Below are 21,216 nucleotides of genomic sequence, written 5' to 3' on the forward strand. Positions count from 1 at the left end.
ACCCCGCGGTCCCGGGTCGACAAAAAAGGGGCGACGGATCGATGATCCGCCGCCCCTTTTTTGCTCCCGAAGGATCGCTTACATGTCGATCGTCAGGCCGACGAACAGGTAGCGACCGATCGCGTCATAGATGCCCGGATAGGTGTTGCCGTTGCCGAACGAGCCGATCGGCGATGCCGTCGCGCTCAGGATCGGCGGCGTCTTGTCGAGCACGTTGTTGACGCCGAGACGATAGGTCACCTTGTCCGCAACGCGGATCGTGGCGGCGAGGTCGAAATAGTCCTGCGCCTTCACACGCGCGTCGTTGACGAAGAACGGCCCGGCCAGATCCGAGATCGCTGCTGGTGCGCTCGAACTTGGTCGCCGACAGGTGACGCCAGTTGCCCGACAGGCCGATGCCGCTGAGCGTGGTGAGCGACAGACGCGCCTGGTGACGCCACTTCGACATCGGATAACCGCACTGCGCGCCATAAAGACCCGCGCAATCGAACTTCGCGCCGACCTTGTCCGACGTGAACTTGTCGACATAGGTGCCGTTGAACGACAGCCCGATCGTGCCGATGCTGTCCGACCGGTAGGTATAGCCCGCCGACGTCTCGATACCCTGCGTCGTCAGCGTACCCGCATTGACGTTGGTATCGACGATGAAGCCGGCGTTACCCTGCCACAGCGTACCGTTGGCATCGCGGTTGATCGCATCGCAGAACTGCTGCTCGGCGGTCTGGAGGCACTGCGCGATGATCGTGTCGGCGCCGATGACGCCGATCCGGTCCTTCAGCTTGATGCGGAAGCCGTCGACCGACAGGTTGAAGCCCGGCAGGAACGACGGACGCAGGATCACGCCCGCGGTGAACGTGTCGGCCTTTTCGGGACGCAGGTTCGGGTTGCCGCCGAGCAGGCCGTTATACTGCTCCGACGGGTTGGCGGCGATCAGGCCGAAGCGGTTCGCAGGAACGCCGGTGAGCGCGCACTGTGCCGCGGTGTTGCCGTTGACCAGCCCGTTGACGGCGGCACCGGCGCAGGGATCGGTCGCACCGTCGAGCTGGACCGACTGCTGGGCGAACAGTTCCTGCGTGTTCGGTGCGCGGACCGCGCGGTTGTAGCCGCCACGGAAGCGGACGTCGGAGACCGGCGCCCAGACCAGCTCACCCTTGTACGAATGCGCCGAACCCGCGGTGCTGTAGCTCGAATAGCGATAGCCGCCATTCACCGTCAGCTCGTTGAAGAACGGACGGTCGCTGACCAGCGGAAGCTGGATTTCGCCGAACACTTCCTTGACGTTGTAGCTGCCGCGGATCGGCAGCGTCGCACCGCCCTGGCCGGCGAGATCGCCGCTCAGGAACGCGTTGTCGACTTCGAGGCTCAGCGATTCCTTGCGGTACTCACCACCGACGTTCAGCGCGATGCCCTCGCTCGCGAACGGCGACTGCACGCCATATTCGGCGCCCTTGAAGGTGAACGACGCGTTGACGACCGTTTCCTTGTTCTCGCCCGACTGGAAGCCCGGGGTCTGGACATAGTTCAGGGCTTCCGGCGTGATCGCCGCCGCGCCGAAGATGTTGAGCGGGACGCAGTTGGGATCGGTGCCGTCGACGACCGAGCGGCAGACCGCCTGACCGGTCGTTGCCAAGCCGGGACGCGTGTCGATGATCGCGTCGAGCGCGCGCGTCGTGCGGGCGATCGAGAATTCGTTGCGATACACCTGGTTGAACACGGTGCTGCCGAACTGGCCATAAGCCTCGTACGAAATGCCCTTGTCGATGTCGCCGGTCGCGCCTGCGACGAAGCGATACTGGGTGTGGCGGAGATCCGCCTGACGCCCGCCGCCCTCGACGTTGCGACGACCGATCCGGACGTTCGCCTGCTGATACGGCGACCCGTCAGGGTTGGTCAGGTCGATCACCGCACCAGTGGCGTCGGTCACCAGGTTGGACGCGCGGCAGAAGGTCGAGACCTGCGCCGCCGACAGCAGCGGGTTGTTGCAGTTCAGCACCGACGTGTTGTTGAAATCACCCGACGGCGCGATCTGCGCGACCGAGCGATCGTCCATGAACATGAAGTCGGCATAGGGCTTGAACGCGTCGCTGACTTCATACTTTGCGAGGAAGCCCGCGGTGTAGCGCGTGTCCGGACGCTGATAATAGTTCAGCGGGTTGGCGTTATACAGCGTCGTGCCGGGGATCAGTTCGCCCGCAGCGTTCAGCGTGTAGCCGGTCGGCGGCCCACCCTCGACCGCATCGCCGAGCGAGAAGTTCGCGGGGAACGCGGTGGCCGATCCGCCGCAGACATAATCGTTGCCGACATTGCCCCGTGGCGCGTTCAGACCGCACGAGCTGTAGTCGCGCGACCCCTGAAGGATCGCGCCGATCTTGCGATAGCCGCCATAGCCCACGACATGCCCGCGGCCGTCGCTGGTGCTCGCACCCACCTTGAAGTTGATGTCGAACTGCGTGCCGTCGAATGCCTGGCCGCTCGGCGCGGGATAGCCGCTCGCCGCCGACAGCGCCTGGAAGCGCTCGCTGCGGTTGTTGTGGTTGTTGATGCCGCCCGACACGTCGACGCTGAAGCCTTCGTAATCGGTGTCGAGCACGAAGTTGACGACGCCCGCGATCGCGTCCGACCCATAGACCGAACCGGCGCCGCCGGTCAGCACGTCGACGCGCTTGATCAGCGAGGCGGGGATCATGTTGACGTCGGCGGCCGCACTCGCGGTGCTGCTCGACGAGGGGTTGCCCGGCATCAGGCGGCGGCCGTTGATCAGCACCAGCGTGCGCGATTCACCCAGGTTGCGCAGGTTGATCGTCGCGGTCCCGGTCGAACCGTTCGACACCGACGAGGTCTGCGTCGCGAACGACGCCGGCAGGCTGTTGAGCACGTCCTCGATACGCGTCGCGCCGCGCAGCTTGATGTCGGCGGCGTTCACGACCGTGATCGGGCTCGCCGACGTCAAATTGGGGTTCGAGATGCGCGAGCCCGTGACGACGATGTCGCTGCTCTCGGCGGTACCCGCTGCGGCAGGATCCTCGCTCGGCGTGTTCGACACTGCAGGCGTCGTCGCCGCGGCGCCATCGTCGCTCGTCGTGCCCTGCGGCGCGGGCGCCGGTGCGGGCGCCGGTGCGGTCTGGGCAGCGGCCGGAAGCGCCATCACAACGCCCGCGATCATCGTCGATGCAAGCAGGCAATCTCGAAACATGAGGTTTCGCATGTATTTAATCCCCTTCCGCGCCGTCGATCCCTGGATGACTGACGCGAGTTACTTATGCGCACTTCAGCGCGCGACCGGCGGCGATCTCGCAAGTGGCAGCAGCATTGTCCAAAAGAAAATTGCACAGAAGTAACGGGTCGTCGCATTACCGATTCATTGTCACAAAATTACAACATGCCGGAATGGTCTCTTTTTGGCCTGCGATCGCGCGAACCGCTTGTCGTGCGCGACACCCCGCCCTATCGCCTGCCACCGGTAAAAGGGCGGGTTCGACGATGCGGAAATTGACGGTCCTGGCGCTGTGCAGCGTGATCGCCTCACCGGTGTCGCCGGCCTATGCGGCGCGCAAGGCGGGTGCCGCTCGCGCGCCGCTGCTGGTCGCGGTGACGCGGTGCCGCGCGATTACCGAGCCCGCCGCGCGGCTCGCCTGTTTCGACGAGTCCGTCGCCGCGCTCGACACCGCCGAGACGCGCCGCACGATCGTCGTCGTCGACCAGCAGCAGGTCCGCGAAACGCGGCGGACGCTGTTCGGGATCGCGCTCCCTGATACCGGGCTGTTCGGCAACGGCGAGGATCTGCCGCAGATCGAGGCGATTCTCGCGAGCGCGTCGGTCGACGATTTCGGCCGCTGGAGCTTCGTGCTCGCGGACGGCGCGCGCTGGATCCAGACCGACGACACCGTGATCGCCCGACGCCCCCGCGCCAACGACAAGGTCCTGATCAAACGCGCCGCGCTCGGCAGCTTCAGGCTGAGCGTCGCCGGCCTGCCCTCCGTCAAGGCCAAACGCCTCAACTGAGGCCGCCTGCTTATGGCGCGATAGACGCTTCGCCGCGAGCAGGCGGCTGACGATTGCCCAGGCGCCGCAGATAAGCGACGTCGAATCCCTCATAGCGGCAAATCATCCTCGAACGTACAGCCATGGCCGGCCGATACGTCGGTCGCTCCGAGATGCTGGTTCGCCTGACACGCAGCCTCGGCAGCCGGGATCTCGTCGATAGAGGGGAAGACGACGACATGTCGGCGGCCGAGCCACACGTGAGCGAGATCGCCGGTCGCACGTCTGGCGCAAGTCTCCAACCGGCTCGACGATGTGATCCTGCGCGGCGAAGTAAAGTCGGTGCGACCGTTACGGTCGACGAACGTGACGGCAAGGCCGTGCCGGTCGGGGGTGAACAAAAAGGGGACCAGCTTGCGCTGATCCCCCGTCTCGTGTTTCGAGCAGCTGGTTAGAAACCAACGCCCAGCTGGATACGTACCGAACGCGGTGCCTGGTAACCCGTGATCGTGCCATAATCGCGGCGCGGAGCCCCGGTAACATCAGTGCCGCGCTCTTCAAGATCGGTGATCGCCGACGTGTTCAATACGTTGAACACCGAGAAGCGAAGCGTCGCATCGAAGATATCGGTCGGGATCTTGATAGCGGCATCCAGGTTCAGGATGCCGACCCAATCGCCGCGCTCGCCCGTACCACGCTGCACGATCTGACGTGCAGGCAGAACTTCGGCAGGGATGAAGCCCGGCTGGCCCACGGTGCCGACTGCTGGTGTTCCAGGAATGGTACGGACCGTACCGTCCGCGTTCAGGTTACAATATGTCCCCTGAGCACCATAGGTCGATGCGCCGAGATCGCGGCTTGGCGGCACCGTGCCGATGCACCCGAACTTCTTTTCCGACTGGATCGAAAGATTGGCGCCAAGGTTGAGCCAATCATTGACCTGATAGGAACCGAAGGCCTTCAGGTTATGCCGCACGTCGTTCGGCAAATATCCGTAGGTGCCGTCGCCGAGACCCGGGAAATCGAAGTCGACCGTCGCGCCCGTATCCGACTGTCCGGTCGCATCCGACCGGACGCCGCCCTCGGTGTTCCCGACGAGCTTCGAGAACGTGTACGAGATTTCCGCCGACCAGACACCGTCGAATTCGCGGTTCAGCTGGAACGTCATCGACCGATAGTCACGCTTGGCGCGCTTGAGGTCGAGCTGCTCGGGCGTCAACGTTACTGTCCGTGCCGTCGTCTCGTTGCCAACCAGTCGATCAAGCTCGAACGTCGCGCTGCTGCCAGGATTGAGCAGCACATACTGGATGTTGCCAAGCTCGTTGTACGCAGTAGCGCAACCCGCGATGTTGTTCTGCTGGCAATAGCGGATGACCGCGCCATTGACGCCTGCATCCTCGAGCGAATTGTTAAGCGAGCGGTACGTGCCGTACACGTTGAAACGCAACCGCTGACCAAGCCGACGCTCGAACCCGACGATATATTCGTCGAGCGCCTGCGGCTTGAGATTAGTGGAGATCAGGCTGGCCGTGCTCCCCGCGGTCCCATCGCTGGTGATTGCGCAGGTCCCGCCGCCCTCGATGCAGGCAACGCCACCGGTCGGTACGATCTGCGCACCGAGGATAGGCACGTTGTTCGCGTCCAGACCCGAGAACCGGTAGAAGGAATTCTGATCGAGTTCTGCACCACCGAGACGGTTGTTGGTGCTTGCAGCCACGGGGAAGAAATAGCGGCTGAACGATCCGTAGACCTTCGTCTGGCCATCACCGATCGGGTCGAAGCTCGCGCCAAGGCGCGGACCCCACTGGCTCCCCGACGAGAAGTAGCTGACGCCTTCGATATTCTTGTTGACGAACCGGTCGTTACGGATCCCGAGGTTGAAGTTCAGGCGATTGTTGAACAGCGACCAGTTGTCCTGAATGTAGAACGCTTCGTTTTTCGATTTGAAGGTTCCCCCGTTACGGAACAGGCGGATCTGGGCGTAATCCCCGCTCAGGATGCCATATTGGTTGTTCGCCGAACCCGTAAGCAGCGTGATGGCACCATTGCCCGTCGACTGGGTGACGATGTCCGTCGTCAGGTTTTCACGATCGTAGCCACCACGAATGTGATGCGATCCCAGAATGTTGAAGAACAGATCGACGTCGCCGCGATAGAATTCACGCTTGTCGGAATTCAACGAAACCTGGCCCGTCGGGTTGCCGATGGCCGAGCTGGCACCACCACGGCTGTCGGTGACCGCAGGCAGGTTGGACGTGCCTTCGGTCGTGTCGCGATCCTTGTTCTGACCATAGGCGGCAGACACGGTGATCCACGGCGCAAACGTGCCGGTGTAGCGACCGACATAGTTTATGCCACCGGTGCGAAATACCGTCGAGGCTGCGTAGTTGCCGGGTGCGTTCGAGACCGGATCATAGCGAAGGCCCGATGCCGCCGTCCCATAGACGTTGCGCGTGGTCACGCTCCGCGTGTCGAATACCGTTGCTTCGAGGCGCTGACCGTCGACGATGACCGCATCGATCTTGCCGCCCCAGAACGGGCTGGAGGTGCGGTCGACGAGGAATTGCGTGCCGAGGATGTTGGTCGAGATCGGCGGCAGCCCGGCACGAAGCGCGGTCGTACCCTGCTTCGATGTAACATCACGGGACTGGTAGATACCGTAGAAGAACAGATGGTCCTTGATGATCGGACCGGACAGCTGGGCGATCGTGTCATGCCGATCGATGAACCGCGCGTCGTTGTCCTGTGTCAGCGTGCTGGGATTGTCGTCGCGCAGATCATCCGGCTCCCAGTTGAAGGTCAGGCTGCCGTGGAAGGTATTCGTTCCCGATTTGGTCGTCGCATTGACCAGACCGCCCGTCAGACGGCCATACTCGGCAGTCAATCCACCGTTCTTGATTTCGACGGTCTGGTAGAAATCGAACGGCACCGCGACCGAACCAAGACCGGTACGGAAATTGGTGATGTTCAGACCGTTCAGGAAGAAGGCGTTCTCCGCGACCGACGCACCCGAAATGTTGGCGAGGTTGCCGAATGCGGCATCGCCCTGGGTGGTGCCGGGCGACAACCGGATGACCGAGCTGATGTCGCGCGCGACAGGAACGCGCGTCGCGAGCTCGCCGAGGTCGATGACGGTACCCGTCGTATTGCGATCGAAATCGACGACCTGCGTACGACCAGCCGTAACGACGATATCACCACCGGCAGCGGCGCCGACCGGAGCCAGCGTGAACTGGTTTGCGGCACCCGCCTGCGTCAGAGCAACGTTGCTGTCGGTGAAGCTGTCATAGCCGTCGGCTGCGATAGTGAAGGTATATGTGCCCTGCTGCAACGCCTGTGCACGGAACGTGCCGTCGCCCCCGTCGTCACGGTCCGGCTCGTACCCTGCGCGTTCGACGTGATCGTCACCGTCGCGCCGGCGATCGGCTTGCCGTCGGTGCCCTGGATGCGGCCGGTCGCATTGACCTGGCTGTAATCCTGCGCCGATGCCGGTGCCACGACGGACAGCGCGGCCACGCCGGCCCCCATCAGCGCAAGCGCCTGCAGCGCGCTTCCGCCGCGCAGTGCCTTGCGTACGAAATTCGAAGTCCTGATCACGATTGGTCCATCCCTCGTTTGACCCTTGCAGCCGTTGTGACGGTCCGCAGCCGGTGTCTTTTCGCCCCTCCACCGCACACGTCGTGCGGCGCCCAAGAGACATGTGACATGGGATGAAGCGGTGCTCGAACGCTGTAAAGCGAGCATTCATCTCCGATACAGCTTTCCCGCATTGCTGTAGCGAAAATGACACAAGAATGGTGCAGTGCACCCGACGCACGCCTGTTTTTGAGGCAAATCCCTGCCGCGACGCACAATAATTAGGCTTTCGGCCTAACGCATCGCACCAGCGGCGAGCAGCGGATCGAGTTTCGCGTCACGCCAGCGCAGGCTCCAGTGGAGATGCGGCCCGGTCGCGCGGCCGGTCCTGCCGACCGCGCCGACGGGCTGGCCGCGCCGCACCGTGTCGCCGACGCGCACGTCGATCCGCGACAGGTGGAGGAACGCGCTGTTGAGCCCCATGCCGTGGTCGATCATCAGCAGGTTGCCCTCGAGCGTGAACGGGTGGTCGGCCGCGAGGATCACGACGCCGTCCGCGGGTGCGACGACCACCGCGCCCGTCTCGCGCGCGACGTCGACGCCCGAATGATAGGACCCCGCCTCGCCATTGGCATAGATGCGCTGCGACCCGAACAGCGTCGAGATCCGCCCGGTGACCGGCCATGCGAACGCCTGCCGCCATCCGTCGGACACCGAATCGCGCGCGCGTGCCGCGACGATCTGTGCGAGCTCGGGCGGGCGCAGCCGCGTGAACAGCGCCTCGGGGACGGGATATTTGGGCAGGCTCGACAGCCGCGAGATGGTCCACGCGCGCGGCGCGATCGCGAGCGGCTGGCGGACTTTTCCCCCGTCGCCGCGCGCATCCGCCAGCGTCGCGACCAGCACGGCCTCGGGCGGCGCATCGCGGTCGAACCCGACCACGAACCGGCCGTCGGTCGCGACCGCGACGGGGCGCGAATCGAGCGTCAGCGTGCGCGTCCCGCGCGGCGCGGTCCCGACGATCATCCCGCCCTGGCTCAGCGTCCCCGTCCACCGGAACGCCGCATCCTGCGCCCTACCCTGCGCCTCGGCGGGCGCCTCCGCGATGCCGGCCTCCGGCGGCAGTCTGGATGGCGGCAGCTGCGCGAAGACCGGCGGCGTCGCCAGCAGCATCGCCAGCATCGCCGCCCGCCCCGCGCGCCCCGCCGCTCCGCTCATCGCGGCGCCATCGCCTCGGTCGCGGCGGCGGCGGTGGCATAGGCCTCCTGCCCCGTGACGCTCCAGTAGCGCAGGTCCTCGAGCGCGATCCGGTGGCCGGTGACCGCGCACACGACATGGTCGCCCGGGTTCAGCACGCGGAACCCGTTGGCCATATAATGCAGCCGCGCGACGCGGTCGGTGTTGGACATCAGCATGATCGGACTTCCTTCTCTTACAGGTCGTTAAACAGCGTCGGCTGTGCAGGCGGGCGCACCGCCGCAGGTCTGGCGCGCGGCGCGTCGGCGGGTCTGGCCGGCGCGGGCGCGCGGGGCGACGCGCTGCCGTCGTCGACCAGCGCCTCGACCACGCCGTCGCGGAAGTGCAGCGCGAGCGCCCCCGCCGCGCGCGTGGCCCCCGCCGACGACAGCGTCGCACCGCCGTCGCGCGCGGTCACCCGCGCATAGCCGCGGTCGAGGATCGCATCGGGGTTGAGCGACTGGACCAGCCGCCACGTCGCGTCGAGCCGCGCGCGCGCGCCCTCGAGCTTGCGCTCGAGCGTCGCCGGGCGCAGCGCCGCCCCCGACCGGTCGAGGCTCCCGCGCGCGATCGTCAGCCGGCGTTCGAGCCCGCGGTCGAGCCGCTGCCCGAAATCGTCCGCGCGCTGCCGCTGCGGCCCGAGCAGCTGGTCGCGCTTGGGCAGATGCCGCGCGAGCGCCGCGAGCTGCTCGCGCCCGCGCTCGACATAGCGCCGCGCGCACCGCTCGGTCCGGTTGCGGTGGCTGTCGATCGTCAGCCTGAGGTCGGCGAGCACCGGCACCGCGATCTCGGCCGCCGCGGTCGGCGTCGGCGCGCGCAGGTCGGCGGCATAGTCGCACAGCGTCGTGTCGGTCTCATGGCCCACCGCGGAGATGATCGGGATCGAGCAGGCGGCGACCGCGCGGACGACGACCTCCTCGTTGAACGACCAGAGATCCTCGACCGACCCGCCGCCGCGCGCGACGATCACCAGGTCGGGGCGCGGCACCGGGCCGCCGGGCGCGATCGCATCGAACCCGCGCACCGCCGCGGCGATCTCCGCCGCCGATCCCTCGCCCTGCACCTTGACCGGCCAGACGACGACATGCGTCGGACAGCGATCCTCGAGCCGGTGGAGGATGTCGCGGATCACCGCGCCCGTTCCCGACGTGACCACGCCGATCACCTGCGGCATGAACGGCAGCGGCTTCTTGGCGGCGGCGTCGAACAGCCCCTCGCCCGCCAGCTTCGCCTTCAGTTTCTCGAGCAGCGCCATCAGCGCGCCCGCACCCGCCAGCTCCATCCGGTCGATCACGATCTGGTATTTCGACCGCCCGGGATAGGTCGTCAGCTTGCCCGTCGCGATCACCTCGACGCCGTCCTGCGGGACGAAGGCGAGCCGCGCCGCGCTCCCTTTCCAGATCACGCCGTCGATCACCGCCTGATCGTCCTTCAGCGCCATGTAGCAATGCCCCGACGCGACGCGCTTCCATCCCGAAATCTCGCCGCGCAGGCGGACATGGCCGAATTCGCCCTCGACCATCCGCTTCAGCTTGAACGCGAGTTCGCCGACCGACATGGCGAGTGCGTTGTCGCCGGCGACCGGCTCGGCTACCAGCCGCCCCATATCGCTCGCCAGCATGTCGCTGGACACGACGTCATCGGAAAAGGGATCGGGCATGAACGTCCTGCTGTTGGGCTCGGGGGCCGCGAACATGCGCTCGCGTGGAAGCTGGTGCAATCGGCCAGCTTTTCTCCAGGCCTCGATACGCTCTATGCCGCGCCGGGCAACCCCGGCATCGCGAGCCTTGCGACGCTCGTGCGTCTCGATGCGACGGATCACGCGTCCGTCGTCGCGTTCGTCCGCGACAAAGCGATCGGCCTCGTCGTGATCGGCCCCGAGGCGCCGCTCGTCGACGGCCTCGCCGATACCCTGCGCGCCGCCGCCATCCCCGTCTTCGGTCCGTCGAAGGCCGCAGCCCAGCTCGAAGGGTCGAAGGGCTTCACCAAGGATCTGTGCGCGCGCGCAGGCATCCCGACCGCGGGCTATGTCCGCGTGTCGACCCGCGCCGACGCCGATATCGCGCTCACCCGCACCTTCTCGCTCCCCGTGGTCATCAAGGCCGACGGGCTCGCCGCGGGCAAGGGCGTCGTCATCGCCTTCACCCGCGCCGAGGCCGATGCCGCGCTCGACGCGCTGTTCGCGGACGGCGAGGCCGAAGCGGTGATCGAGGAATTCCTCGAGGGCGAGGAAGCCAGCCTCTTCGTCCTCACCGACGGCACCACGCTGATGCCGTTCGGCTCCGCGCAGGATCACAAGCGCGTCGGCGAGGGCGATACCGGCCCCAACACCGGCGGCATGGGCGCGTACAGCCCCGCCCCCGTCCTCACCGCCGACCTCGAACAGCGCGCGCTCGACGAGATCGTCGCCCCCACCGTCGCGGCGATGGCGGCGGACGGGATCCCGTTCAGCGGCGTCCTCTATGCCGGCCTCATGCTCACCGCGCAGGGCCCCAAGCTGATCGAATACAACGCGCGCTTCGGCGATCCCGAGACTCAGGTGCTGATGATGCGGTTCGAGGGCGACCTGATCGCGACGATGCTCGCGGTGGCAGAAGGCCGGCTCGCCGACCTCCCGCCCGCGCGCTTCAGCGACGCCACCGCGCTGACCGTCGTGATGGCGGCGCAGGGCTATCCCGGCACGCCAAAAGCCGGCGGCGCGATCGTCGGCCTCGATTCGGCGCGCGCGGCGGGGGGCACCGTCTTCCACGCCGGCACGCGCCTCGAGGATGGCGGCCTCGTCGCCGCCGGCGGCCGCGTCCTCGCGGTCACCGCCACCGGCGACGACCTCGCCGCGGCGCAAGCCAACGCCTACCGCGCGGTCGGGGCGATCGATTTCCCCGAAGGCTTCTACCGCCGCGACATAGGCTGGCGCGAACTTACGAGGTAACCCGAAGCAAAAAGCCCCTCCCCTTCAGGGGAGGGGTTGGGGGTGGGGCGCATCCCCAACCGCACCACCAGCGATAGCGCCGAGAACCGCGCAATAAGTCTCGCCCACCCCGATCCACCCCGCTACTACAGGCAAATGAACGAAACTTCCGCGACGTCCGCCTCGGGCGACAGCCTGCTCCCCGACGGCATCACCACGCTGACGACGATCCATTTCGCGATCATCGCGGTGCTCGCGCTCTTCGTGATCGCGGGGCTGCTCTGGGGCATCAAGGCCAAGCGCAGCCGCGTAAAGGCCTCGCGCGACGTCATCGCCAACGCACGCGAAGCCGGCGTCGAGCCCGAACCCGCGCCTGAGCCAACCGCCGACAGCCCCGCGACGCCGCCCCCCGCCGCCGCCGCCCGCGAGACGCCCCCCGCGCCGACGCCAGCCCCGAAACCGACCCCGGCACCCAGCCAGTCGCAGGTCCAGACCGCGCCCACCCCGGTCGCGGCACCGGTCGCCCCTCCGGCCCCGATCCCGGCCCCGATCCCGGTTGCGCCCGCACCGCCGCCGATCGCCGACGCCCCCGCGCCGGGTCTCGCGCCCGCGCCGCTGTCCGACGAGCCGATCGCCGCCGCCAGCTTCGACGCCAACCCCGCCGCCGAGGCCGTCACCCCGACCGAGACGCCAGCCCCGGCACCCGCGCCGACGCCAGCGCCCGTCCCGGCGGTCGACCACGCCGCCGCCCCCGTCACGCTGCTCAAAGGCCTCGGCCCCAAGGTCGCCACTCGCCTCGCCGAGCTGGGCGTCACCACCGTCGGCCAGATGGCTGCGCTCTCCGAAACCGAAGCACAGAACATCGACGCGCAGCTCGGCGCCTTCACCGGCCGCATGGGCCGCGACCGCTGGATCGAACAATCCCGCCTCCTCGCCGCCGGCGACAAGCCCGGCTTCGAAGCCGTCTTCGGCAAACTCTGACGCACGGGCCGCGCGTCAGCGTTTTGCATCACGACTGAACATGGTGGGCGGGCTGGAAAGCTACCGAAGCGCCGCCTAGGGTGGCATATGGACTTCTTGGGCCTCCTTCTAATCCCCCTCGCGGCGGTCATTACCGCCTGCTGGATCGTCGGCGCCGCCCTACTGTCGAAACGACCGCCCAAGCTCCGGGGTCCGTTCCTGTTTGCTTATGGGCTTGGTGTACTTTCCATGCAGCCTTGGCTGATTTCGTCATGGCAGGACGCCGGCATGACGGGGCTCATGTTACTAATACTGGTGCTCTGGATAGCGGGTGGGTGCCTGATCGGCGCGATTCCCGGCATGCTTATCGTTGCGCTGGGTTCCAAGATCGGACGCCAACTGCATAGGTAAAGTTGATCCAAAACTTTGAGTTTTGCATCACGAACGGCTGGGTTTGGCGACTAAAGGACGTTGGCCGTGCAACCTCCTCCTGCTCATTGTTTGACGCGTCACAGGTAGGTCTGGAGAAATTGCATGGACGTTGGCCGTTCTGTTACCAAGACGATCGACGAGATCGAAAATGGCGATCTCGAGTCCGCAATGCTTCACGCTTGCAACGCCGTCGACGGTACCGCCGCCAAGGCGCTGCCGTTGATCCGTCGGTCCAACGAGCGGTTCACGGAATTTCTGCGCAGCAACTATGCCATTCTCGGGGCGACGGGCATGCCGGGGATCAATCTGAATGAGACCAGATTTCCGGTAGAAATGAAAAGCCCCACGGCATCGGGCGGCCAGCCCGACTTGGCCGATGTATTGTATAAAATACATCGCTGCACGCACGGACACGGTACAGAGATGCCAAAGGGTTTCGAGCTCATTCCAGACTTCGGGTCTGATTCCAAAGTTACGTCCGCCCTAATCGAAAAAGGCCGCATTCGCTTAAGCGACCGGATACTTTTCGGGTTGCTCGCAGTGGCAATCATGGCCCCCGAGAATATCGGACAACAGACGCCATCTGGCTATCATCTAACACTTGCTGGCGTGACCTATCAAATCAACGACTGGTGGGGAAAGCGCGTCGAGTTTGAAGAGGTGTGTAAGCCACTCAATGCGGTTCAGGTGAGAATGGATTTTGGTGACTGGATGACGTGATATGAGCAACGGAGTATTGCTTAATCACGGCAATTAGGCGTCAGCCGACCAGTCGCGTCGCGTCTTTGCGTGATGCACAACCACCAAGCCCCGCACCCCCAACCTCAAACCTCACTGACGAGCAGCTTGTCGATCCGTCGCCCGTCCAGATCGACGATCTCGAACTTCCATCCCTGCTCGACGAAGCTCTCGCCCTCGCCCGGCAAATGGCGGAACACCGCGAGCGCCAGCCCCGCGACGGTCGCGTAGTCGCGGTCCTCGGGCAGGTCGATGCCCAGCCGGTCGGCCAGCGCATCCGCCGCCATCGTGCCTGCGACCAGCAGCGAGCCGTCGTCGCGCACCACCACCGACGGCGAATCGTCGGGGTCGGCATCCGACTTGAACTCGCCCGCGATCGCCGCGAGCAGGTCGGCGGGCGTCACGATCCCCTCGAAATGCCCGTATTCGTCGTGGATCAGCGCCATCGGCACCTCGGCCTGGCGCAGCGCGATCAGCGCGTCCATCGCGTCGATCTGGTCGATCACCACCGGCGCCTTGCGCATCAGCACGTTGAGGTCGAGCGGCTCGCCGCGGAACAGCGCGGCGGCGATGTCGCGCGCCTGCACCACGCCGCGCACGCGGTCGATCGACCCGTCGCCGACCGGCAGTCGCGTATGCTGCGACGCGAGCAGCGTGTCGCGGATCTCGTCGGCATCCCAGTTGCAGTCGAGCCAGTCGATATCGGTCCGCGGCGTCATCACCTCGCGCACCGGCCGGTCGGCGAGCCGCACCACGCCCGAGATGATCGAGCGCTCATGCTCCTCGATCACGCCCGACTTTGACGCCTCGGCGACGATCAGGTGGAGCTCCTCGGCGGTGACGTGCTCCTCCGATCTCGCGGTTGAGGCGCAGCGCCTTGAAGATCAGCGCGCTCGTCGAATCGAGCACCCACACGATCGGCGCGGTGATGATCGCGAGCCAGCGCATCGGCAACGCCATGAACGAGGCGATGACTTCGGGCGATCGCAGCGCGAACTGTTTGGGTACCAGCTCGCCGATGATCAGCGACGCATAGGTGGTCAGCCCGATCACGATCGCGAAGCCCGTGGTCTCCGCCGTGCTCGCGCTCAGCCCCAGCGCCTGCAGCCGCGCCGCGGTCGGCGTGCCCAGACTCGCGCCCGAATAGGCGCCCGCGAGGATCCCGATCAGCGTGATGCCGATCTGCACGGTCGACAGGAACTTGCCGGGGTCGGCGGCGAGCAGCAGCGCGGCGCTCGCGCCCTTGCGCCCGGTCCGCGCCAGCGCGTCGAGCCGCGCACGCCGCGACGACACGATCGCGAGCTCGCTCATCGCGAATACGCCGTTCAACGCGACGAGCGCAAGGATGATCGCGACGTCGATCCAGGGAAAGGGGGAAGCGGTGCCATTGGCTCGATCGTCTCTTGGCGCACAATCGCGCGCTTCACAACCGGTCTCGACACTTATCGTAATCAGGAGTTCAGTGCGCAGGTGGAACAATCGCCGAATATGCCGGGTTATCTGCGGCATGATCAAAAGGGACAGAGACATGAAGGCCAAGGGTTTATTCATCGGCGCAGCGCTCGCCGCACTCGTCACGACGTCGGCCTGCACGACCGATCCGGAGACGGGCCAGCGCACGATCTCGAAGACCGCGCTCGGCGGCATCGGCGGCGCGCTCGGCGGCTATCTGCTCGGCGACATCGTCGGCGGGCGTAACGACCGCACCGAGAAGCTGCTCGGCGCCGGCATCGGCGGCCTCGCGGGCGCGGGCGTCGGCGCGTACATGGACAAGCAGGAGCGCGACCTGCGCGCACGCACCGCAGGCACCGACGTCCAGGTGATTCGCCAGGGCGACGACCTCGTCCTCAACATCCCGTCGGGCATCACCTTCGCCTATGACAGCGCGACCGTGCAGCCGCAGTTCCAGCGCACGCTCGACCAGGTCGCCTCGACGCTCGGCCAGTACAACCAGACCTATATCGACGTGTACGGCCACACCGATTCGACGGGCAGCGACGCGTACAACCAGACGCTGTCCGAACGCCGCGCACGCTCGGTCGCGGACTATCTGTCGAGCCACGGCGTCCAGTCCGCGCGCATCGGCACGCGCGGCTACGGCAAGACGCAGCCGATCGCCTCGAACGACACCGACGCCGGCCGCGCCGCCAACCGCCGCGTCGAGGTGAAGATCGTCCCGATCACGCAAAGCGACCTGCGCTAACCGCCACACCGGCCGCCCCCACCCGTCACCCCCTCCCGTCATCCCGGCGAAAGCCGGGACCCAGGGTTGCGAACGGACACGCTCCTGGCTTCAGGATGACGGGCAAGGGCGGAAAGACAGAAGAATTGGTTCACGCGGAGGCGCGGAGCCGCGGAGAAGATGCGGACGTCGCGGAGCGACCGCGCGATCACGTCCGACAGTGCAGAAGGTCAGGGTCTCCCGACCGAAGCGCTTGATGCACCCCTCCGCGGCTCCGCGTCTCCGCGTCTCCGCGTGAACCAATTCTTCTCAACGACTAAAAGCCCCCACCCACACCCGTCATCCCGGCGAAAGCCGGGACCCAGGGTCGCAAGCGCAAACACACATGGCCCTGCATCCCGGCGTCAGCCGGTTGAACAAGCGCAAGCCACGAGACAGAAGAAGTTTGGTTCACGCGGAGCCGCGGAGCCGCGGAGAGAATAGGCGTGTCGCGAAACGACCGCCCGATCACCTCCGGCAGCACGAAAGGTCAGGGTCTCCCGACCGAAGGGCTGGATGCATCATCTCCGCGCCTCCGCGCCTCCGCGCGAACCCATTCTTCCTCTACGGACGCCGCCCCCGGAAAAACCCCGTCAGCAACGCCGCGGCCTCGCCCTCGCCGATCCCCGCATAGACCTCGGGCCGGTGATGGCACGTCGGCTGCCCGAAGAACCGCGCCCCATGCTCGACCGCGCCGCCCTTCGCATCCGCCGCCCCGTAATAAAGCCGCGCGATCCGGGCGTGCGCGATCGCCCCCGCGCACATCGCGCACGGCTCGAGCGTTACCCACAGGTCGCAGTCCTCGAGCCGGTCGCGCCCCAGTGCCTGCGCCGCCGCGCGAATCGCGAGCATCTCGGCATGCGCGGTCGGATCGCACAGCGTCCGCGGCGCATTCGCCGCGGTCGCGATCACCGATCCGCGCAGCATCACGACCGCGCCGACGGGCACCTCGCCCGCCGCGGCGGCGGTACGGGCCGCGTCGAGCGCGCGGCGCATCGGATCGGGGAGCGGGAACATCGTCCCGCCCTGCCCCGCCGCCCCGTCAAGGTAAAGCGGCGGGGCGCGCACTCAGTTCGCCGGCGCCTGGCTGTTGGCGGGCTTCTCGACCGAGATCGTCGGGACCGCGACGGTCTTGGTCTCGGTCCCCAGCCGCACCTTGGCGACGTCCGCCTCGAACTTGGGCGTCTGGATCGCGCCCGACCGCGTCTGGTCGATGTTGATGATCCCGAAATACATCAGCGCGACGACGACGAGCGCGGCGATCGCGACGAGAGACAAGAGCATACGCATTGGACTTCCCCTTATATAAGGCCGCATCCCTGATAGCAGGCGACCGGTTCGATGGCGTAACAACGTCGCTCGAGCCCCGCCGGTTGCAAGCGCCGTTCGCCCGCCGTCAGACTGCCGATCGGCCGCGGCATCCACGGCGGCCCGTCGCCAAAAACGGGTGAATCGGTTGACGCGGGCGCTCGTGCCAGCTATCCGCGCGCCTTTCCGGGGTTCCTCCCGACACTTGATAGGTAGACAGATGTCGCGCATTTGCGAACTGACCGGCAAAGGCCGGATGGTCGGGAACAACGTGTCCCACGCCAACAACAAGACCAAGCGTACGTTCCTGCCCAACCTGCAGAACGTCACGCTGATCTCCGACGCACTCGAGCAGAGCGTGCGCCTGCGCGTCTCGACGCACGGCCTGCGCTCGGTCGAGCATAATGGCGGCCTCGACAACTGGCTGGTCAAGACCGCCGACGACAAGCTCTCGCTCAAGGCGCGTCGCCTGAAGCGTGACGTCGTCAAGAAGATCGCCGCCGCCGCCTAATCGCGACGACGTCCGAGTCTCCAGCGGCCCGTCCTCCCCAGCGGAGGGCGGGCCGTCGGCGTTTGTACGGCTCCTGCACGTCCTTTACGCCTGCTACCGCTCCAGCCGGAACTTCAGCAGCAGCGTGCGCTCGAGCACGGTCTCGTTGTCGTCCGACACGATCCACACCACCGTGTCGCGCGCGCCGGTCGCGCCACGCGGTTCGAGGCTGACCGCGATCCCCTCGAAATTGTCGTGGACCAGCGGCGCCGCGAGCCGCGCGATCTCGCGCCCGCGCACGACCGCGCCCGCGCAGAATCGCCCCGCGCTCGATCACGCTGATGCTGTTCGAAAAGGCGAAGGGCGGCGCGAACGCGCGGTTGAGCACGATCAGCCGCCCGTCGGGCAACGCCGCGACATCGGCGGGGCTGAACCCCGTCGGCGGCATATAGATAAAGCCGACCGGCTGAGTCGCGAGCGGATCGCCTGGAAACAGGATCGCGCGCCGCCCGGGGCCGCGCGTACCGTCCGCACGCCGGGGCCGCGCGGTCTCGGCGATCACGACGAATCGCCCGTCGCGCAGCCGGACCATGCTTTCGGGTCCGCCATTGTCGGGCCAGTCCGCCATCGCCTTCGGCCGCACCAGCCCGTCGAACCGCACCAGCGGCGTCCCGTCCCCGCTCGCGCGATAGCGCCCGATCGCGTTCCAGTGCTCGAACCCGACCCAGCCGGTCTGCGTCGCGGGATCGATCGTCAGCGATTCGCTGTCGCGGTCGCGCTTCGACCAGCCGCGTCCCGGCCCGCCGGGCAGCGCTGAGAACGCGATCGCGTGCGGGCGCCAGTCGGCGTCGAGGCGAAAGCGGACGATGTTGCCGCCGTCGCTCAGCAGCGTGACCTGCCCGCGATCGACCACCAGCGACGAATAGCCGCCGAACGCCGGATCGCGGCTGCGCAGCACCGCGCCGCCGAGATAGGTCAGCCCGTCGAGCCGACGCCGCGTCGGATCGACCGGGTCGAGCGGGACGCGCGTCACCGTCATCTCCGCCTTGTCGCGCAGCAGCGGCAACCGCGATTCGCCGCTCCACGCGGGGACGACCGCTTGCACGCTGACGAGCACGAACAGGATGATCGGGGCGCGGTGCACGCCGCCTCATACCCGCTGTGCCGCGGTGCGGAACCCTGAACCGTTGATAACGAGCGCATTCAGGCTCGGCTCAATGCGACTCGACCATAAGGCTGTCATCAGGATCGAAGGGCCCGCCTCCAGCGCGCATCCCGAGGTCCCAAATGGGAGACGCACGATGTTCAAGACTTTCACTCTCGCCCTCAGCGCGCTCGCAATGGGCGCCTCGACCCTGGTGCCGGTTGCTGCCGAGGCGCAGCGCTACGGCTATGATCGCGGCTATGACGGCCGGGGCTATGACCGCGGTTACGACCGGCGCGGCTACGACCGTCGCGAATATCGCGGCAACGACCGTCGCTACAATTACCGCAACGACCGCAACAACCGCCGCGGCTGCGACAACACCGGCGGCACGATCGTCGGCGCGCTCGCGGGCGGCCTGCTCGGCCACACGGTCGCCGGTCGCGGCAACGGCACGATCGGCGCGCTGCTCGGCGCAGCGGGTGGCGGTCTCGCCGGCAACGCGATCGATAAGTCGGACAACCCCCGCTACTGCCGCCGCTAACCGCGGCGCAGGCGCCCAGTTCCCCAGTTCCCTCGCGTAGCGTATCGAGGGCAGAGGCCGGTTTCCGCAAGGAAGCCGGCCTCTTGTTCGTCCAGGGGGCAGCGCGAGCGGCGTATGCGCCCCTCAACGGCCCGGCGAATGACGCCCGCACCAACCGGACCGACGCCAAGCCTGCCTAAGCCCAACCCTCCCGTCATCCCCTCCCGTCATCCCGACGAAAGTCGGGACCCAGGCTACCACCCGCAACGCCCGCGGCTCTGGATCCTGACCTTCGTCAGGATGACGGCGTGATGTGATGAATGTGACGCCCCCCCACGTCATCCTGACGAAAGTCAGGACCCAGAGCCCAACAGCGCCACCCCTCGCAACCCTGGGTCCTGACGGTCGTCAGGATGACGCGCGAAAAGACGGCGATCCCCGTCATCCTGACGAAAGTCAGGATCCAGGATACCACCCACCGTCCCAACCGCGCATCGACGCTTCCGCAACCACGCCGTCCGTCCTACGCTGCAACCGCCCCGCAGCCGGAGACGCCCGTGACCCGCACGCTCCTCCTCGCCAGCCTGTCGATGCTCCCGATACTCGCCGGCTGCGCGGCCGGCCGACAGCGCGAAAAGCCCGTCCTCACCGCGCGAGCGGTCGCGCGGATCGCCGCGCAGTGCGGCGCGGTCCGCAGCAAATTCCACCCCGGCCGGACCGGCCTGCCGAGCGCTGATTTCACGCTGCACGCCGGCGACGACGGCGATGCCGAATCGTCCCCCGCGGTCCGGTGCATCGGCGCCGCGCTCGACGCCTACCGCCACGCCTATTTCGGCTTTCGCCCCGACACGGCCCCATCCCCGTCATCCTGACGAACGTCAGGAGAGCCCAGGCCACCGCCCCCGGCCGGTTGACCGACGGGTGCCCCGCACCCGCCGCTCGCCCGTCAGTACATATGCTGCCCGCCATTGATGCTCAGCGTCGAGCCCGTCACGAACCCGCCCTCTTCCGAACACAGGAACGCGACGCCGCGCGCGATCTCGCTCGCCTGGCCGAGGCGGCCGACCGGGATCTTGGCGACGATCTTTTCCAGCACGTCCGCGGGCACCGCCGCCACCATGTCGGTGTCGATATAGCCCGGCGCGATCGCGTTGACGGTGACGCCCGCGCGCGCGCCCTCCTGCGCCAGCGCCTTGGTGAAGCCGTGGATCCCCGACTTCGCCGCGGCATAGTTGACCTGGCCATATTGCCCGGCCTGCCCGTTGATCGAGCCGATATTGACGATCCGCCCCCATTTGCGCGTCCGCATGCCCGGGAACACCGCCTTGGCCATGTTGAAACAGCCGCCCAGATTGGTGTCGATGACCGCCTTCCAGTCGTCGTGGCTCAGCTTCAGGATCGTGCCGTCGCGCGTGATTCCCGCGTTGTTGACGACGATGTCGACCTCGCCCAGCTCCGCCGCGACCTTCGCGCAGCCCGCCTGGCAGGCGTCGTAGTCGCCGACATCCCATTTATACACCGCGATCCCGGTGCGCTCGGAAAAGGCCTGCGCGCGCTCGTCATTGCCCGCATAGTTCGCGGCGACCTCGATGCCCATGTCCTGCAACGCGAGGCTGATCGCCTCGCCTATGCCGCGCGTGCCTCCGGTTACGATTGCCACGCGTGCCATGCTTCTCTCCTGTCTTTTTTTACAGTCGTG

The 21,216-nt window shown here is 66.8% G+C and carries 17 protein-coding genes and 2 pseudogenes; 8 read left to right on the forward strand and 11 right to left on the reverse strand.

From position 1 onward, the window contains the following. Nucleotides 1–124: 124 nt before the first annotated feature. Nucleotides 125–3,205, reverse strand: a complete 3,081-nt coding sequence (locus tag QP165_RS09520) for a TonB-dependent receptor plug domain-containing protein (protein ID WP_333995401.1) — start codon at nt 3,203–3,205, stop codon at nt 125–127. 275 nt (nt 3,206–3,480) lie between these two features. Between QP165_RS09520 and QP165_RS09525 the strand changes: the two genes are divergently transcribed. After that, complete coding sequence (locus QP165_RS09525) at nt 3,481–4,002, forward strand: hypothetical protein (protein ID WP_333995403.1); 522 nt, start codon at nt 3,481–3,483, stop codon at nt 4,000–4,002. Nucleotides 4,003–4,432: 430 nt separating this feature from the next. Here the strand turns inward: QP165_RS09525 and QP165_RS09530 are convergent, their stop codons facing one another. From QP165_RS09530 to xseA, 5 genes are all read right to left on the reverse strand, one after another. Further along, on the reverse strand, nt 4,433–7,312 hold the full coding sequence (locus QP165_RS09530; protein WP_333995405.1) for a TonB-dependent receptor plug domain-containing protein: 2,880 nt from the start codon (nt 7,310–7,312) through the stop codon (nt 4,433–4,435). Then, a complete protein-coding gene (locus QP165_RS09535; RefSeq protein ID WP_333995407.1) occupies nt 7,237–7,578 on the reverse strand; it encodes a carboxypeptidase-like regulatory domain-containing protein in 342 nt (113 codons plus the stop codon). The genes QP165_RS09530 and QP165_RS09535 overlap by 76 nt, the downstream gene beginning before the upstream one ends. 273 nt (nt 7,579–7,851) lie before the next feature. Next, complete coding sequence (locus QP165_RS09540; protein WP_333995409.1) at nt 7,852–8,775, reverse strand: M23 family metallopeptidase; 924 nt, start codon at nt 8,773–8,775, stop codon at nt 7,852–7,854. Beyond that, nucleotides 8,772–8,972 (reverse strand): DUF2093 domain-containing protein, encoded by a 201-nt coding sequence (locus tag QP165_RS09545; protein WP_056017641.1) that lies wholly within the window; start codon nt 8,970–8,972, stop codon nt 8,772–8,774. Before QP165_RS09545 ends, QP165_RS09540 begins: the two co-directional genes overlap by 4 nt. Nucleotides 8,973–8,989: 17 nt before the next feature. Then, nucleotides 8,990–10,453: an exodeoxyribonuclease VII large subunit gene (xseA, locus tag QP165_RS09550; protein WP_443019277.1), complete on the reverse strand. Its 1,464-nt coding sequence runs from the start codon at nt 10,451–10,453 to the stop codon at nt 8,990–8,992. On the opposite strand from xseA, the pseudogene purD reads away from it, so the two are divergent. From purD to QP165_RS09565, 3 genes and pseudogenes are all read left to right on the forward strand, one after another. Then, nucleotides 10,452–11,722, forward strand: a pseudogene (gene purD / locus QP165_RS09555) (phosphoribosylamine--glycine ligase). The gene xseA and the pseudogene purD overlap by 2 nt on opposite strands. A 135-nt stretch (nt 11,723–11,857) precedes the next feature. Continuing rightward, entirely contained in the window at nt 11,858–12,682 is an 825-nt protein-coding gene (locus tag QP165_RS09560) for a hypothetical protein (protein WP_333995410.1), read from the forward strand. A gap of 513 nt (nt 12,683–13,195) precedes the next feature. Further along, nucleotides 13,196–13,813 carry a hypothetical protein gene (locus QP165_RS09565; protein WP_333995413.1) on the forward strand — a complete coding sequence of 206 codons (618 nt, stop codon included), beginning with the start codon at nt 13,196–13,198 and terminating at the stop codon, nt 13,811–13,813. A gap of 104 nt (nt 13,814–13,917) precedes the next feature. On the opposite strand, the pseudogene QP165_RS09570 reads toward QP165_RS09565, so the two are convergent. Next, a pseudogene (locus tag QP165_RS09570) lies at nt 13,918–15,219 on the reverse strand (hemolysin family protein). Nucleotides 15,220–15,359: 140 nt separating this feature from the next. On the opposite strand from QP165_RS09570, the gene QP165_RS09575 reads away from it, so the two are divergent. Further along, nucleotides 15,360–16,034 carry an OmpA family protein gene (locus QP165_RS09575; protein ID WP_056017659.1) on the forward strand — a complete coding sequence of 225 codons (675 nt, stop codon included), beginning with the start codon at nt 15,360–15,362 and terminating at the stop codon, nt 16,032–16,034. Nucleotides 16,035–16,616: 582 nt separating this feature from the next. On the opposite strand, the gene QP165_RS09580 is transcribed toward QP165_RS09575, so the two are convergent. Next, entirely contained in the window at nt 16,617–17,048 is a 432-nt protein-coding gene (locus QP165_RS09580) for a nucleoside deaminase (RefSeq protein ID WP_333996992.1), read from the reverse strand. Nucleotides 17,049–17,120: 72 nt separating this feature from the next. Next, the gene (locus QP165_RS09585) at nt 17,121–17,342 is read right to left on the reverse strand and encodes a hypothetical protein (RefSeq protein WP_333995414.1); all 222 of its coding nucleotides are present in this window, start codon (nt 17,340–17,342) and stop codon (nt 17,121–17,123) included. A 238-nt stretch (nt 17,343–17,580) separates the two neighbouring features. Here QP165_RS09585 and rpmB point away from each other — a divergent pair, with 238 nt between their 5' ends. Next, nucleotides 17,581–17,871: a 50S ribosomal protein L28 gene (rpmB, locus tag QP165_RS09590; RefSeq protein ID WP_056017665.1), complete on the forward strand. Its 291-nt coding sequence runs from the start codon at nt 17,581–17,583 to the stop codon at nt 17,869–17,871. Here the strand turns inward: rpmB and QP165_RS09595 are convergent. Beyond that, on the reverse strand, nt 17,846–18,994 hold the full coding sequence (locus QP165_RS09595; RefSeq protein ID WP_333995416.1) for an esterase-like activity of phytase family protein: 1,149 nt from the start codon (nt 18,992–18,994) through the stop codon (nt 17,846–17,848). The two genes, rpmB and QP165_RS09595, sit on opposite strands and share 26 nt — an antisense overlap. Before the next feature lie 157 nt (nt 18,995–19,151). On the opposite strand from QP165_RS09595, the gene QP165_RS09600 reads away from it, so the two are divergent. Further along, nucleotides 19,152–19,538, forward strand: coding sequence for a glycine zipper 2TM domain-containing protein (locus tag QP165_RS09600; RefSeq protein ID WP_056017667.1), 387 nt, complete (start codon nt 19,152–19,154; stop codon nt 19,536–19,538). 536 nt (nt 19,539–20,074) lie between these two features. Beyond that, nucleotides 20,075–20,389 carry a hypothetical protein gene (locus QP165_RS09605; RefSeq protein WP_333995418.1) on the forward strand — a complete coding sequence of 105 codons (315 nt, stop codon included), beginning with the start codon at nt 20,075–20,077 and terminating at the stop codon, nt 20,387–20,389. Between the two features lie 74 nt (nt 20,390–20,463). Here QP165_RS09605 and phbB read toward each other — a convergent pair whose 3' ends face one another. Beyond that, nucleotides 20,464–21,186: an acetoacetyl-CoA reductase gene (gene phbB / locus QP165_RS09610; RefSeq protein ID WP_333995420.1), complete on the reverse strand. Its 723-nt coding sequence runs from the start codon at nt 21,184–21,186 to the stop codon at nt 20,464–20,466. Between the last annotated feature and the right edge of the window lie 30 nt (nt 21,187–21,216).

The organism is Sphingomonas sp. 22R3R2A-7 (genome assembly GCF_036856055.1).
Classification (GTDB): Bacteria; Pseudomonadota; Alphaproteobacteria; order Sphingomonadales; family Sphingomonadaceae; genus Sphingomonas.